Below are 14,590 nucleotides of genomic sequence, written 5' to 3' on the forward strand. Positions count from 1 at the left end.
ATTTGAGCTCCCCGACACGGAAAGCCTGCGGGGAGAGGACAGTATGGACGTAAACCGCGATAGAACCGGACCTGTAAAACACTCTCTGCCTGGCGCCTTGAAACAGACTGTTTCAAGGGCTTTGTGCTACCCGACCCCCACCAGGGTAGCGGCCTTATGACGCTGTCTTTTTCCCTTGTTGCCTGGTCCGCCTGGAGCCCCGGCCTCGCCAGCACCGAGCAGTGGCGCCAGTGGCACCAAGACGGCAGCCTTGGCGATGAAAGCGCCCCTGACTTGAGTTGGGTGCCCCTGGCCCAGCGCCGCCGCTTGTCCAGCCTGACCCGTATCCAACTGGCCTGTGCCCAGCAGGTGCTGGCTGACGACAGCCTGCCGGTCATTTTTGCTACCCACCACGGTGAGCTGCACCGCACCTTCCAACTGCTGACCGAGCTGGGCCAGGACGAACCCCTGTCTCCCACCCATTTCAGCCTGTCGGTGCACAACGCCGCCGCTGGCCTGCTCAGCATACTGCGCCAGGACCAAGCTCCTGCCAACGTGGTGGTGGGAGGCGATGATTGCCTGGTGCTGGGCCTGCTGGAAGCCGCCGCCCTCCTCGGCAGCGGCACGGACGAGCTGGTGCTGGTGGTGGGGGATCAGGCGGTGCCCGAACCCTACTTGGTATTCCAACAAGGGCAGCAGCGGGACCATGCCCTGGCCCTGCGTATCAAAGCCGGCAACCAGGTGACCTTGACCTCCGGCCAAGGGGGCTGCGCCGCGCCCTGGCCTCTGGCCATGCAACTGGCCGGCCTGCTGGCTGCCGGTGCCAGTGGCCCTTTACAGTTGACCGACAGGGAGTGGCAATGGCAGCAAGTTTGAACCGCCTGTGGCGTATCCTGGCCACGGGCCTGGCTTTTTCCCTGTTTGGCATCGGCGGGGTTTGCCTGAGCCTGACCGTGTTCCCGGTGATCAGCTGGCGCTACCGCGACACCCTCAAGCGCAAACAGGTGGCCCGCCGGGTGGTCAGCGCCAGTTTTCGCTTTTTCCTCAACAGCCTGCAATGGCTGGGGATCTGCCGTTATCGGGTCGGCGGTGAAGTCGCCCTCAATGCCCAGCCGGCGGTGGTGGTGGCCAATCATCCGTCCCTGCTGGATGTGGTGTTGCTGATCGCCGCCATGCCCAAGGCCGACTGCGTGGTCAAGGCCGGGATCTGGAAAAACCCCTTTATGCGCGGCGTGGTCAGGGCCACCGGCTATATCAGCAACGCCAACCAGGGCGAGGATCTGATCCAGGCCGCCAAGGCCAGCCTGGACCAGGGCTTTTCCCTCATTATTTTCCCCGAAGGCACCCGCACCGAGCCCAACATCAGCCTCAATCCCCTGACCCGGGGCGCCGCCCAACTGGCGCTGCGTACCGGTTACCCTTTGCTGCCGGTGCATTTGACTGTAGAACCCCGCACCCTGACCAAGCAGACCGCTTGGTACCAGGTGCCGGCCCGCCCTTTTTTGCTGCAGGCTGAGGTAGGATGCCTCATCGAGCCGCAGTGCTTTGCCACTGACGACCCTGCCACCGCCTTGTCGGCCAGGGAAATGACCCGCCATTTGGCGGCGGTACTCAAGAAGGAAAACAACACAGATGACCAATCTGGAAACCGAACTGAAAGCCCTGATCATCAATGCCTTGGAGCTTGAGGATGTGACCGTCGAGGACATCGAAGACGAGATGATGTTGTTCGGTGACGGTCTGGGCCTGGATTCCATTGACGCCCTGGAGCTGGGGCTGGCCATCCAGAAGCGATATCAGGTGAAGATCGACGCCAACGCCGCCGACACCAAGTCCCATTTCGCCAGCGTCAAAACCCTGGCTGATTTTATTCGTTCTCAGGAGGCGGCATGAACCGCGAGCAAGTCTTTGCCGAACTCAAATCCATCCTGGTAGAGGATTTCGAAGTGGATGGCAGCGCCGTGACCGGTGATGCCCATCTTTACAGCGACCTGGATCTGGACTCCATCGACGCCGTTGACCTGGTGGTGAAACTCCAGGACCTGACCGGCAAGAAGATCCAGCCCGAACAGTTCAAAGCCGTGCGCACCGTCGACGACGTGGTGGACGCCGTGCTGAGCCTGGTCGAGGCGGCGTGAAACCGGGGGCGCTGCTTTGGCTGCTCTATCCCTTGGCGGTGGTGCTGGGGCTGAAGTGGCTGTCCCCCTTGACCCTGGCCCTGGTGCTGCTGGCGCTGTTGGCGCTGCGTTGGCGCCGGGCCCAGGGGGTAGAAAAAGCCTGGCTGCCCCTGGCGGCCCTGGCCTTGGGGTTTAGTGCCGTCAGCGGCTCAGCCTTGGGGCTCAAGCTCTATCCAGTGATGGTCAACCTGGGTCTGCTGGGGGCCTTCAGTTGGAGTCTTTTTCACGGCATGCCCGTTATTGAGCGGTTGGCGCGGCTGCGCGAGCCCGACTTACCCCCCTCCGGCGTGGCCTACACCCGCAAGGTCACCTGGTTGTGGTGCGGCTTTTTCCTTGTCAACGGTACCGTGGCCCTGGGCACCGCCCTGTGGGCCTCCGACGCCGTCTGGACCCTTTACAACGGCGCCCTCAGCTATGTGCTGATCGGCCTGCTGTTGGCCGGTGAATGGTGTTACCGACAGTGGATTTTACACAAAGCACATTGATGTGGCGCCAGCGCCTGGCGGCCCGTCTGGCCCAAAGCGGGCCCCTTTTTAGCGGACCGGCCTTATCCGGTCTGGAGCTGGCGCGCCATGTGGCCGGCCTGGCGACCCAACTGCGCCCCGATGAGCGGTGGGTGATTTGGGAGAGTGACCCGGCGGCCTTCAGTGTCGCGGTGCTGGCCTGCTGGCAGGCTGGCGCCGTGCCGGTACTGCCCGGTAACGGCCAGCCACAGACCCTGGCCGCCATTGCCGCCGAGGGGCTTATCGCCACCCAGGGCGGCAGTTATCAAGGGCTGGTACTGCATCCTTTTGCCCACCTGGCCGATCCCCAGCCCCCCCAGCTTGGCGAGCTGGTGCTCTTTACCTCAGGTAGCACCGGCGAGCCCAAAGCCGTGCCCAAAAGTCTCAACCAGTTGCTGACGGAATTGGACGCCTTGGAAGCGGCCTTTGGCCCTTTGCAAGGGGAGATGCTGGCCACGGTTTCCCACCAGCATATCTACGGTTTTTTGTTCCGGCTGCTTTGGCCCTTGATGAGCCCCGGCGCCACCATCAACCGGGTGGCCATCGGCTATCCCGAACAGCTGGCAGGCCTGGGGGCGCAGGCCGAAGGGCCCTTGCTGCTGGTGTCCAGCCCCGCTCACCTGGAGCGCCTGCCGGCCCCTGAGGTGATGGCGCCCTTGCTCGGCAAGCTGGTGCGGGTGTTTTCCTCCGGTGGGCTGCTGAGCGCCCAAGGTGCGGCCCAGGCCTTGACGGTACTGGGCCAAAGTCCGGTGGAGGTGCTGGGTAGCACCGAAACCGGCGGTGTTGCCTGGCGCCAGCAGCAAAACGGCAGCGCCTGGCGCCCCTTTGCCGGCGTTGCTTGCGCCCTGGACGAGGATGACGGCCTGGTGGTGGAAGGGGTAGTTGCCGGTGGCCGGGTGGCCATGGGTGATAAGGCCCTGTTTGAGGCCGACGGCCGCTTCCACCTCAATGGCCGCCGCGACCGCATCGTCAAGATCGAGCAAAAACGCCTGTCCCTGGACGCCATGGAAAAGGCCCTGTGCCGCCAGGCCGGGGTCTTTGAGGCCCGCTGCCTGCTGCTGGACGGTCGCCGCCAGCAGCTGGGGGCGGTACTGGTGCTGGACAGGGAAGGGCGCCAGCGCCTGGCCAGCCTTGGTAAACACCCGTTCAACCAGGCCCTGCGCCAGGGCCTGCTGGGTGAATTCGAACCTGTGGTACTGCCGCGCCGCTGGCGGGTAGTGGACGCATTTCCCCTTAACAGCCAGGGCAAGGTGACCCACCAGGCCCTGCTTTCCCTTTTCGACGATTCCCATGATGCTGCCTTTGCCACCGGTACTTGAGCGCCGCCTTGACGGTGACGCCCTGATACTGACCCTGGACATGGTTCCCGAACTGGCCCATTTCCAAGGCCATTTTCCCGGCAACCCCATTTTGCCCGGCGTTGCCCAGTTGGACTGGGCGGCCCGTTTTGGCGCCGCCCACTTTGGTCTTAGCCTGGCCTGTAAGCGCCTCGAAGGGGTCAAATTCCAGGCCCTGGTGCTGCCGGGCCAGGTGCTGACCCTGACCCTTTGTTACGATGCCGCCAAGGGACGACTGCACTTTCATTTCGCCTCCCCAAGGGGCGTCCATTCCAGCGGCAAACTGGCCCTGGCCAGGGAGGCGGCGTGAGCTTCAAGCCTTGCCTGGTGGTGCCCGTCTACAACCATGGCCCCGCCGCCGAGCGTACCGTACCGGCCCTTTTGGATAGCGGCCTGCCCCTTATCCTGGTGGATGACGGCTCGGCCCCGGACCATGCCCAAATTCTGGACCGGCTGGCGGCAGCCAACGGCGCCATCACCCTGGTGCGCCACAGCCAAAACCAAGGCAAGGGCGGCGCCGTCATTTCCGGCTTGAAGGCGGCCAAGGAGGCCGGTTTTAGCCACGCTTTGCAGGTGGACGCCGACGGCCAGCACGCCCTTGAGGACATTCCCCGCTTCCTGGCCGAAGCCCAGGCCGCCCCCACCAGCCTGATTGCCGGCCAGCCTCTGTACGACGGCTCGGTGCCCAAGGGCCGCCTCTATGGCCGCTACCTGACCCATGTCTGGGTCTGGATAGAGACCCTGGGCTTTCATATCAAAGATTCCATGTGCGGCTTTCGGGTCTACCCCCTGGCCGCCACCGTCGCCTTGCTGGACAAGGTGCAGCTGGGCCGGCGCATGGACTTTGATATCGAGGTGATGGTGCGCCTGGACTGGGCCGGGGTGCCCATCAAGCAGCTTAAGACCCGGGTTATCTACCCCGAGGACGGCGCCTCCCATTTCCAGGCCTGGCGCGACAACTGGCTGATCTCCAAGATGCACACCCGCCTGGTGCTGGGTATGCTGTGGCGCCTGCCAAAGCTGTTGGGGCGCAAGTGGCTCAAGCCCAAGCATTGGTCGGCCATGGGCGAGCGGGGCAGCCGCCTTGGTATGAAGACCCTCTGGCATGCCTACCGGCTGTTTGGCCGCGGCCTGTTCCGTTGTCTGCTGTGGCCGGTGATGGCCTATTTCTTCCTTACCGGCCAGAGCCGTCGCCACTCCCTTGCTTACCTGGAGCGGCTCTATCAAAGCGGCGCCCTGGCCAGTAAACCCGGCCTTGGCCTGAGCTTTCGTCATCACCTGGCCTTTGGGGAGTCGATCCTCGACAAGCTGGCCGCCTGGGCCGGCAAGGTCAATAAAGGGGCGGAGCTGCGTTTTGACGGCCGCGAACACCTGGACGCCATCGCCGCCAGCGGCCAGGGCGCTTTGCTGGTTGGGGCGCATCTTGGCAACCTGGAGCTGTGCCGGGCCCTGTCGGACAAACCCATGACGGTACTGGTGCTCACCGAGCACGCCGCCAAGTTCAACCAGTTGCTGGCAGAGATCAACCCGGCTGCGCGGATGAACATGCTGGAAGTGAGCCAGATGGGCCCTGACACCGCCATGGTGCTGCGCCAGCGCATCGACGCTGGTGAAATGGTGATCATGGTGGGGGACCGCACCTCTGCCAGCAAGGCCGGCCACACGGTGGCAGCGGACTTCCTTGGTCAGCCGGCGCCATTCCCCATTGGCCCCTGGGTGCTGGCCCACGTGTTGGAATGCCCGGTCTACCTGCTTTTTTGCACACGCCAGCAAGACCATTACCAGGTTTCCCTTGAGCCTTTTGCCCCAGAGGGCATCAGCCTGGAGCGCAAAACCCGCAGCCAGGCCCTGGCCCTGTGGGCCGCGCGCTACAGCCAGCGGCTGGCCGAGCATTGCCGTCGCACCCCTTTGCAGTGGTTCAACTTTTTCGATTTCTGGCAGGCCGACAAGGGCCGCCGTCAGCAGGATGACAAGCAATGACAGTGGTATTCGGCCAAGGGTCGGTTTCCCTCGAGGACATTAACGCCATAGCCCGCCGTGAAAAGGCGGCGGAGCTGGACCCAAGCCCGGCCTTTCGCGCCCTTATCGACAAGGGCGCAGCCTTCTTGGACCGCCTGTGGCGTGAAGAAGGCAACATCTATGGGGTGACCACCGGCTACGGCGACTCGGTGACCGTGGATGTGCCCCGGGAGCTGGTAGAAGCCCTGCCCCTGAACCTGACCCGTTTTCACGGCTGCGGCCTTGGCCGCCATTTCAGCCTGGAAGAGGGCAGGGCCATCGTCGCGGCGCGTCTGGCGTCCCTGGCCAAGGGCCACTCCGGGGTCAGCTGGGCGCTCCTTGAGCGCCTGCAATGGCTGCTGGCCGAAGACGTGATCCCGGTGATCCCCGCCGAAGGTTCGGTGGGGGCCTCGGGGGATTTGACACCCCTGTCCTACGTGGCCGCTGCCCTGGTAGGGGAGCGGGACGTCTATTACCAGGGCCAGGTGCGCCCGGTGGCCGAGGTGCTCAAGGAAAAGGGCATGGCCCCCTTGACCCTCAAGCCCAAGGAAGGCCTGGCCATCATGAACGGCACCGCCGTGATGACGGCCCTGGCCTGCCAGGCCTTTGACCAGGCCCAGGGGCTGTCGGCCATGGCCACCCGTATCACGGCGCTGATGAGCCTGGCCCTCAAGGGCAACGCCTACCATTTCGACCAGACCCTGTTCGCGGTCAAACCTCATCCCGGCCAGGGATTGGTTGCGGCGCGGCTGCGCCAGGATCTCAACTACCAGGGTGAGCAGAGCCACAGCCGCCTGCAGGACCGTTACTCCCTGCGCTGCGCCCCCCATGTCATTGGCGCCCTGGAAGACGCGCTGCCCTGGCTGCGCGGCCTGATCGAAACCGAACTGAACAGCAGCAATGACAACCCCATCATCGACGCCCTGGGGGAACAGGTGCTGCACGGTGGCCACTTCTACGGCGGCCACATCGCCATGGCCATGGACACCCTCAAGGTGCAGGTGGCCAACCTCGCCGATTTGCTGGACCGCCAGTTGGCGTCTTTGGTGGATACCAAGTTCAACAACGGCCTGCCGGCCAACCTGACCGGTGCCCAAGGGGCGGAGCGGGCCATCAGCCACGGCTTCAAGGCGGTGCAAATTGGCGCTTCCGCCTGGACCGCCGAGGCCCTCAAGCACTGCATGCCCGCCTCGGTCTTCTCCCGCTCCACCGAGTGCCACAACCAGGACAAGGTCAGCATGGGCACCATAGCGGCCCGCGACTGCCTGCGGATCCTGACCCTGACCGCCCAGGTCACGGCGGCGGCGCTGCTGGCGGCCTGCCAGGGGGTGTGGCTAAGGGAGCGAGACCAGGAGCTGCTGGTCACCGCCGAGCTGCGGGATTTTGTCGGCCAGGTACAGCGCCTTTGCCCGCCGGTGGTGGCCGACCGGCCTCTGGAAGGTGCCCTTCGCCAGCTGAGCGGCCAGCTGCTGGACGGTCAGTGGAGGCTCTATGAAGCGTGAAGCGACGGTGGAAATTGAAGTGCCTTTTCACGACTTGGACCCCATGAACGTGGCCTGGCACGGCAACTACCTCAAGTACTTCGAGCTGGCCCGCTGCGCCCTGCTCGACACCATCGACTACAACTACCCGCAGATGGAGGCCTCCGGTTACGTTTGGCCCATCGTCGATCTGCGGGTCAAGTACGTTAAGTCGGCGGTCTTTGCGCAAAAGCTGCTGGTTACCGCCAGCCTCAGCGAGTTCCACAACCGGCTGCGCCTGGACTACCTGGTGCGCTGCAAGGCCAGTGGCGCCAAGCTCACCAAGGGTTACAGCATCCAGGTGGCGGTGGACAAGCAAAACGGCGAAATGCAGTTCGTCTCCCCCAAGGTGCTCTTCGATAAATTGGGGGAAGCATGGCCGCACTGAGCCTGGCGCTGCTGGCCATGAGCCTGGCCAAACCGGCCCCCTGTGGCCAGTTCGAACAGCAAAAAATGCTGCCGGGGCTCAGTAAGCCCTTGGTCAGCCCCGGCCGTTACGGCTTGCGGGACGGCGCCCTGGTCTGGCACAGCCTGAGCCCCTTTGAAAGCACCCTGATCATCAAAGGCAGCGGCCTGTACCAGCAGCTGCCGGGGCAAGAGCCGGTGCAGCTGGCCTCCGCCGACAACCCTTTGGTGGCCAGCCTGGCCAGTTTGCTGCCGGCCGTTATCCAAGGGGACCAGGCTGCCCTCGAGACCCACTTTGTGGTGTCCCAAGAGGCGGCCGGGCTGCGCCTTGTGCCCAAGGACGCTTTGCTCAAGGCCGCCCTTGAGGCCATCGACGTGGAAGGCCAGCCCCCGGCGCTTATCCGCATGCTCGAACCCCAGGGCGGCCAGACCTTGATTCAATTGACCCCGGGGACCTGCCAGTGAGGTTTTGGGCGCTGCTGCTGACCCTGGTGGCCCTGCTTGGCCTGCGTCTTGGGCTAGGGGTGTCTCCTTCGGCCCAGTTGGCCGATCTGCTGCCCCCCGGCCTTGGCGCCCAAAGCCAGGCGGAGAAGGACAGCTTCCCGGTGCTGCAAGACCGCTTTGACCGCCAGCTCTGGCTGCTGGTGGAGGCCAAGGACCCGGATGCCCTGGTCAGCCGAGGCCAGGCCCTGGCGGCCTCTGCCAAAGAGGCGCCTTTTGTGGCGGCGGTGCAAGGGGGCCCCAGCGATGGCTACCAGGCTCTGGGCCGCTACCGGGGCCAACTGCTGGCCGATGCCGACCGGCAACTGCCTGACCAAACCCTGTTGAACCGCGCCCTGGCCCTGTGGCTGGGGCCGGTGCCGTCAAGCCTCAAAGCCGACCCCTTGCTGACCTTCAGCCACTGGCTTGAGGCCCAGCAGCCCCATGCCAGCAGCCTGGCCCTGCACCAGGGCTGGCCCCTTTGGCATAAGGACGGCCACTATGCCCTGGTGTTGACCCTGACCCTCAAAGATTCGGCCTACGACAGCCGCCAGCAGGGGGCTGTCCAGCAGTGGCTGCAAAGCCTGGGGCCGGATGTGGAGGCCACCGGCACCGTGCTGTACGCCGCCAAGGGAGCCCAGCAGGCCCAGACGGAAGTCAGCCGTTTCGGCACTTTGGCCCTGGTGGCAGTGCTGGTGCTTATCTTCTGGGGTTTTGGGGGCTGGCGGGCCATCCGCTTTATGGGCGGCTTGCTGCTGCTGTCGCTGCTGGGCGCCCTGGCCGGCCTGTGGTGGTGTTTTCCCAAGGCCCATTGGCTGGCCCTGGTGATGGGGGCCAGCGTCATCGGCATCTGCGCCGACTATGGCTTTCATGCCCTGGCCGCCGGCAAGGACCAGCCCGGCATTCGCCGGCCTTTGCTGTGGGGCCTGGTGTCGAGCCTGCTGGCCTACGGGGTGATGAGCCTGTCTCCTTTCCCGGGACTTGCCCAGCTTGGGGTAACGGCGGTGGCGGGGCTGCTGACCGCTTATCTCTATGTGCGCTTTCTGGCCAAGGTGCCCGACAGCCCCAGCCGCCACTGGCCAGAGCGTTTGCTGGTGGTGCTGGACAAGGTGCGCCGCCCTGGCGCCGTGGTGCTGGCCCTGGGGCTGCTGGTCTTTATCACCCTGGGGGTGACCCGGCTGTCTTTTGAGGACAATGTGCGCCAGTGGCAACCCAAGGATCCGGCCCTGCTGGCGGTGGAAGGGCGCCTGGCCTATTGGCTGGGTGCTCGGCCGTCCGGGCAATACCTGTTGGTACCGGCCAAGGATGTGCAAGGGGTGCTGGCAGCCGAAGAAGCCTTAAAGCCCCGTTTGCAGGCCCTGGTGGCATCGGGAAATTTGCAGCAATGGCTGGCGGTCAGTCAGGCTGTGCCGTCCCAGGCGCGCCAGCAGGCCGATTGGCAGCGCTTGACGGCGCTTCGCCAGCGCCTTGACGCCCTTTTGGGAGGCGCCCTTGGCCCGGCACCGGCCTTTGACAGTGGTTTGCAACCGGGCGCCTTGCACGATGACGGCCGCCTGGCCCTGCTGCTGGACGGCCCGGCTCCGGCCAGCGTCATATTGCCGCAAGGGTTGACCGAGCAGGGCGCCGCGCAACTTGGCGATCTGCTGCTGGTCAGCCCGGCCGACAAGGCCAGTGCCGTTTTCAGCCATTATCGGGATCAAATTCTGACCCTGCTGGCGGTGGCCCTGGCGGTCCTGGCCATGGTGTTGGTGCTGTGCCTTAGGGGCCGCGGCCTGGCGGTGCTGGCCACCAGCCTGGCTGCCCTGGGGGCAGGCCTTGCCATACCGGCTTACCTGGGCCAGCCCTTCAACCTTATCCATGCCCTGGCCCTGGTGCTGGTATTGGGGCTTAGCCTCGATTACGGCTTTTTCTTTGCAACCGGCCCCAGCAAGGCGCCCCATACCCTGTTGGCGGTGCTGCTGTCCATGGTGTCCAGCCTGTTTGCTTTCGGCTTGCTGACCGCCTCCAGCACCCCGGTGTTGGTGGGCTTTGGCGCCGTGGTCGCGGCCGGCCTGCTAAGCGCCTTCCTGGCCAGCCTTTTTTGGGCAAGACCATGAAAAAAATCATTTTTATCTGTATAACCCTGCTGCTGGCCGGCTGCCAGAGCACCCGCCAGCTGGGCCCTACAGTGCCTTTGGGCAGCCAGCTCAGCTGGCAGTTGCCGCCTTTTGACTGGGTACAGGCCCCCAGTACCCGTACCCAACAGGTGGTGGCCTGGCACGGCGACAAGCGCTGGCAATTGCTGGGGGAGATGCAACTTGCCAAGGACAAGCTCAGCCTGACTGCGGTCAGCGGCTTTGGCAGCTTTTTGTTCCAGGCCAGCTTTGACGGCCAGGGATTTACCCTGACCAAGTCGCCGCTGCTGCCGGCCGAGGCCACCCCGGAGCAGCTGCTGGCCGACCTGTTGCTGGCGCTGCTACCGGTAGAGCGGCTGCGCCAAAGCCTTGTGGGCAGCGGCGCCACTGTGACCGAGCAGCAGGGACTTCGCGTCGTGCATTTTCACAAGGACATGGTCCGTATCCAGTACCTGCCCAAGGGCTTTCGGTTCGAGCAGCTGGCCCTGGGATACGGATTTGAGGTGACTTATGACTGATCTTTACCTGTCGGCCCCCGGTATCGTCTGCCCCCTGGGAGCGGCCCTGGCGCCGGTTGCCGAGGCCCTGTTTGCCGGCCACAGCGGCCTGGTCAGCCAGGACGGCCTGCTGGCCGGCCGCAGCACCTGGGTAGGGGCCATCACCGCCGCCTTGCCTGCGGTGCCAAGCCGCCTTGAGCGCCTCGATTGCCGTAACAACCGCATCCTGATGCTGGCCCTGGATCAGATAGCCCCGGCTATCGACGCCGCCAAGGCCCGCCATGGCGCGGCGCGGGTAGGGGTGGTGCTGGGCTCTTCTACCGCCGGTATCGACAAGGGCGAGCTGGCCCTGAAAAGCTGGCAGCAAGAGGGGCAGTTGCCCGCCGACTTTCATTACGAGGTCCAGACCCTGGGCTCGGTAGCCCGTTTTGCCGCCCAATACCTGGGGCTGGAAGGCCCCTGTTACAGCCTGTCCACCGCCTGTTCGTCTTCCGGCAAGGCCTTTGCCAGTGCCCAGCGCCTGATCGCCGCCGGCCTGGCCGACGCCGTGGTGGTGGGGGGCGTAGACAGCCTGTGCCGCCTGACCCTCAACGGCTTTGCCGCCCTGGAGTCCATCGCTCCCGGCCCCTGCGCCCCCTTTACCGAGGGCCGCCAGGGCATCAGCATCGGGGAAGGGGCGGCGGTGTTCCTGCTGTCCAAAGCACCTGGGGCGGTGCGTCTGGCCGGGGTCGGGGAGTCCTCCGACGGTTACCATATTTCGGCGCCGGACCCGGCCGGCGGCGGCGCTCGCCGGGCCATGGACCAGGCCCTGGCCCAGGCCGGCATCGAGGCGGCCCAAATCGACTATGTGAACCTGCACGGCACCGGTACCCCCAAGAACGACGAGATGGAAGGGCACCTGATGGCGGGTTATTTCCCGCACCGGCCCTGGGTGTCCACCAGCAAGGCCCAGGTGGGCCACGCCCTGGGGGCGGCCGGCGCCCTGGAAGCGGCCTTTTGCTACCTGGCCCTGACCCAGGACAGGTTGCCGCCCCAGCTGTGGCGCGGCGAACCCGACTCGCAGCTGCCGGCCCTGCGTTTTACTGCGCCCAACCAGCAGGCGCCTGTTCGCTATGCCATGTCCAATTCCTATGCCTTCGGTGGCAGCAATGTCAGTGTGATCCTTGCCCATGAACCCTAAACCGACCTTTGGTCCCCCGGACCAGTACATCGCCCACAGGCCGCCCATGGCCCTGCTGCAAGAGGTGCTGGAGGTGGGGGACGATTTTGCCCGCTGCCGGCTGGTGGTGGACCCCCAAAGCCCCTTTGCCACCCCAGAAGGAGTGCCCAGTTGGGTAGGTATCGAGTACATGGCCCAGACCATCGCCGTGTACGCCGGCTACCTGGCCGAGCAGGCCGGTGAGCCGGTCAAGCCCGGCTTTTTGCTGGGTACCCGCCGCCTGGAGGCGGATTTCGACTTTTTCTACCTGGGGGATTGGGTGGAGATTGAAGCGCGCCGCGCCCTGATGCAGGAAGACGGCCTGAGCGTATTCACCTGCCTTATCCAGACCCCCAAGGGCCAGCAAAAGGCCCAATTGACCGTTTATCAACCCCAGGACGCCAGCGCCTTCCTGGCAGGAGCACAAGCATGAAACGCATTCTGGTAACCGGTGCCAGCCGAGGGATCGGCGCAGCCATCGCCAAAACCCTGGCCGCCGAGGGCATAGCCGTGGTGATCCATTATCGGAACCGCCAAGACGCCGCCCTGGCGGTGCAGGCCGAGATTGAAGCGGCCGGTGGCCAGGCCAGCCTGTTGGCCTTTGATGTCAGCGACAGGGCCGCCGCCAAGGCCGCCCTCGAGGCCGACATGGCCGCCAACGGCCCCTACTACGGGGTGGTGGTCAATGCCGGCATTACCCGTGACGGCGCCTTCCCGGCCCTGACCGACGACGACTGGGACAGTGTCATCCACACCAACCTCGACGGCTTCTACAACGTGCTCAAGCCGGTGGTGATGCCCATGGTGCAAGGCCGCAAAGGGGGCCGTATCGTCACCCTGGCGTCGGTGTCGGGCCTTATCGGCAACCGTGGCCAGGTCAACTACTCGGCCTCCAAGGCCGGTATTATCGGCGCCACCAAGGCCTTGGCCCTGGAGCTGGCCAAGCGCAAGATCACCGTCAACTGCGTGGCCCCCGGCCTGATTGAGTCCGACATGACCGCCGAGCTGGAACATGGCGAGCATATTGTTGACCTTATCCCCCTGCGCCGCGCCGGCCAGGCCCAAGAAGTGGCGGACGCCGTGGCCTTCCTCTGTTCCGACAAGGCCGGTTACATCACCCGCCAGGTGCTCGCCGTCAACGGGGGGCTGTGCTGATGCGCCGTGTCGTGGTAACCGGCATGGCCGGTATCAGTTCCCTGGGGGCCGACTGGCCCAGCATCAAGGCTGCCATGCAGGCCGGCCAGAACGGCATCGTCCGCATGGACGCCTGGGACCAATATGAGGGCCTGAACACCAAATTGGCCGGCCCCGTGGACTTTGAGCGGCCCAAGCACTATTCGCGCAAACAGATTAGGTCCCACGGCCGGGTGTCGATGATGGCCACCCGCGCCACCGAGCTTGCCCTGGAGCGGGCCGGGCTTTTGGGCCACGACTGCCTGACCGACGGCCGTACCGGTATCGCCTATGGCTCCTCCATCGGCTCCACCCCGCCCATCATGGCCTTTTCGGCCATGCTCGAGCGCAATGATTGCTCCAAGATCACCGCCACCAGCTACATCCAGATGATGGGGCACACCACCTGTGTCAATGTCAGCCTGTTCTTCGGCCTCAAGGGCCGGGTGATCCCCACCTCCAGCGCCTGCACCTCCGGGTCCCAGGCCATCGGCTACGCCTTTGAAGCCATCAAATACGGCCATCAGGAGGTAATGGTGGCCGGCGGCGCCGAGGAGCTGTGCCCCACCGAGGCGGCGGTGTTCGACACCCTCTATGCCACCTCGACCCGCAACGATAGCCCCGAACTTACCCCCCGCCCCTTCGATGCCGGCCGCGACGGCCTGGTGATAGGGGAGGGCGCCTCCACCCTGGTGCTGGAATCCTATGAGCATGCCAAGGCCCGTGGCGCCACTATCTTGGCCGAACTGGTGGGTTTTGGTACCAACTGCGACGGCAGCCATGTGACCTCACCCACCTCTGAGACCATGGAAGTGGCCATGCGTCTGGCCCTTAAAGACGCCGGCCTGGCGCCGGAAGCCGTGCAATATGTCAGCGCCCACGGCACTGCCACCGAGCAGGGGGACATCGCCGAGAGCCAGGCCACCCACCGGGTGTTTGGCAAGGGCATTGCCATCAGCTCACTGAAAAGCTACTTCGGCCACACCCTGGGGGCCTGCGGCGCCCTGGAAGCCTGGCTGGGCATCGAGATGATGCACGACGGCTGGTTTGCGCCAACCCTCAACCTCACCGAGCGCGACCCGCGCTGTGGCGACCTTGATTACCTCACCGGCAGCGGCCGCCAGATGGCGGTGGACTGCTGGATGAGCAACAACTTTGCCTTTGGCGGTATCAATACCTCGCTGATTTTCAAACGCGTCCAGGAATAAC

At 65.0% G+C, this 14,590-nt stretch carries 17 protein-coding genes; all 17 read left to right on the forward strand.

From position 1 onward, the window contains the following. Positions 1 to 156 precede the first annotated feature (156 nt). From B3C1_RS03625 to B3C1_RS03705, 17 genes are read left to right on the forward strand one after another with little or no spacing between them, the layout of a single operon-like run. Positions 157 to 855 carry a beta-ketoacyl synthase chain length factor gene (locus B3C1_RS03625; protein WP_008482983.1) on the forward strand — a complete coding sequence of 233 codons (699 nt, stop codon included), beginning with the start codon at positions 157 to 159 and terminating at the stop codon, positions 853 to 855. Continuing rightward, positions 840 to 1,667, forward strand: a complete 828-nt coding sequence (locus B3C1_RS03630) for a lysophospholipid acyltransferase family protein (RefSeq protein ID WP_083858248.1) — start codon at positions 840 to 842, stop codon at positions 1,665 to 1,667. Before B3C1_RS03625 ends, B3C1_RS03630 begins: the two co-directional genes overlap by 16 nt. Then, complete coding sequence (locus B3C1_RS03635) at positions 1,612 to 1,872, forward strand: phosphopantetheine-binding protein (RefSeq protein WP_008482985.1); 261 nt, start codon at positions 1,612 to 1,614, stop codon at positions 1,870 to 1,872. The genes B3C1_RS03630 and B3C1_RS03635 overlap by 56 nt, the downstream gene beginning before the upstream one ends. Beyond that, positions 1,869 to 2,117: an acyl carrier protein gene (locus tag B3C1_RS03640; RefSeq protein ID WP_008482987.1), complete on the forward strand. Its 249-nt coding sequence runs from the start codon at positions 1,869 to 1,871 to the stop codon at positions 2,115 to 2,117. The genes B3C1_RS03635 and B3C1_RS03640 overlap by 4 nt, the downstream gene beginning before the upstream one ends. Further along, positions 2,114 to 2,641 (forward strand): COG4648 family protein, encoded by a 528-nt coding sequence (locus B3C1_RS03645; protein ID WP_008482988.1) that lies wholly within the window; start codon positions 2,114 to 2,116, stop codon positions 2,639 to 2,641. The genes B3C1_RS03640 and B3C1_RS03645 overlap by 4 nt, the downstream gene beginning before the upstream one ends. Next, positions 2,617 to 3,978 (forward strand): AMP-binding protein, encoded by a 1,362-nt coding sequence (locus B3C1_RS03650; protein ID WP_192813344.1) that lies wholly within the window; start codon positions 2,617 to 2,619, stop codon positions 3,976 to 3,978. The genes B3C1_RS03645 and B3C1_RS03650 overlap by 25 nt, the downstream gene beginning before the upstream one ends. Then, a complete protein-coding gene (locus B3C1_RS03655) occupies positions 3,950 to 4,306 on the forward strand; it encodes an ApeI family dehydratase (protein ID WP_035481034.1) in 357 nt (118 codons plus the stop codon). Before B3C1_RS03650 ends, B3C1_RS03655 begins: the two co-directional genes overlap by 29 nt. Beyond that, positions 4,303 to 5,976 (forward strand): glycosyltransferase family 2 protein, encoded by a 1,674-nt coding sequence (locus B3C1_RS03660; protein WP_008482991.1) that lies wholly within the window; start codon positions 4,303 to 4,305, stop codon positions 5,974 to 5,976. Before B3C1_RS03655 ends, B3C1_RS03660 begins: the two co-directional genes overlap by 4 nt. Continuing rightward, on the forward strand, positions 5,973 to 7,496 hold the full coding sequence (locus B3C1_RS03665; protein WP_008482992.1) for an HAL/PAL/TAL family ammonia-lyase: 1,524 nt from the start codon (positions 5,973 to 5,975) through the stop codon (positions 7,494 to 7,496). Before B3C1_RS03660 ends, B3C1_RS03665 begins: the two co-directional genes overlap by 4 nt. Then, complete coding sequence (locus B3C1_RS03670) at positions 7,486 to 7,902, forward strand: acyl-CoA thioesterase (protein WP_008482994.1); 417 nt, start codon at positions 7,486 to 7,488, stop codon at positions 7,900 to 7,902. Before B3C1_RS03665 ends, B3C1_RS03670 begins: the two co-directional genes overlap by 11 nt. Next, positions 7,890 to 8,384, forward strand: coding sequence for an outer membrane lipoprotein carrier protein LolA (locus B3C1_RS19240; protein ID WP_008482996.1), 495 nt, complete (start codon positions 7,890 to 7,892; stop codon positions 8,382 to 8,384). Before B3C1_RS03670 ends, B3C1_RS19240 begins: the two co-directional genes overlap by 13 nt. Next, positions 8,381 to 10,495 (forward strand): MMPL family transporter, encoded by a 2,115-nt coding sequence (locus tag B3C1_RS03680; protein ID WP_008482997.1) that lies wholly within the window; start codon positions 8,381 to 8,383, stop codon positions 10,493 to 10,495. The genes B3C1_RS19240 and B3C1_RS03680 overlap by 4 nt, the downstream gene beginning before the upstream one ends. Continuing rightward, entirely contained in the window at positions 10,492 to 11,031 is a 540-nt protein-coding gene (locus B3C1_RS03685) for a DUF3261 domain-containing protein (RefSeq protein ID WP_008482998.1), read from the forward strand. Before B3C1_RS03680 ends, B3C1_RS03685 begins: the two co-directional genes overlap by 4 nt. After that, a complete protein-coding gene (locus tag B3C1_RS03690; RefSeq protein ID WP_008482999.1) occupies positions 11,024 to 12,190 on the forward strand; it encodes a beta-ketoacyl-[acyl-carrier-protein] synthase family protein in 1,167 nt (388 codons plus the stop codon). Before B3C1_RS03685 ends, B3C1_RS03690 begins: the two co-directional genes overlap by 8 nt. After that, on the forward strand, positions 12,180 to 12,641 hold the full coding sequence (locus B3C1_RS03695) for a hotdog family protein (protein ID WP_008483000.1): 462 nt from the start codon (positions 12,180 to 12,182) through the stop codon (positions 12,639 to 12,641). The genes B3C1_RS03690 and B3C1_RS03695 overlap by 11 nt, the downstream gene beginning before the upstream one ends. Continuing rightward, positions 12,638 to 13,363 (forward strand): 3-oxoacyl-ACP reductase FabG, encoded by a 726-nt coding sequence (gene fabG / locus B3C1_RS03700; protein ID WP_008483001.1) that lies wholly within the window; start codon positions 12,638 to 12,640, stop codon positions 13,361 to 13,363. The genes B3C1_RS03695 and fabG overlap by 4 nt, the downstream gene beginning before the upstream one ends. Then, on the forward strand, positions 13,363 to 14,589 hold the full coding sequence (locus tag B3C1_RS03705; protein ID WP_008483002.1) for a beta-ketoacyl-ACP synthase: 1,227 nt from the start codon (positions 13,363 to 13,365) through the stop codon (positions 14,587 to 14,589). The genes fabG and B3C1_RS03705 overlap by 1 nt, the downstream gene beginning before the upstream one ends. Position 14,590 lies beyond the last annotated feature (1 nt).

The sequence above is a fragment of the Gallaecimonas xiamenensis 3-C-1 genome, assembly GCF_000299915.1.
Taxonomy (GTDB): Bacteria; Pseudomonadota; Gammaproteobacteria; order Enterobacterales; family Gallaecimonadaceae; genus Gallaecimonas; species Gallaecimonas xiamenensis.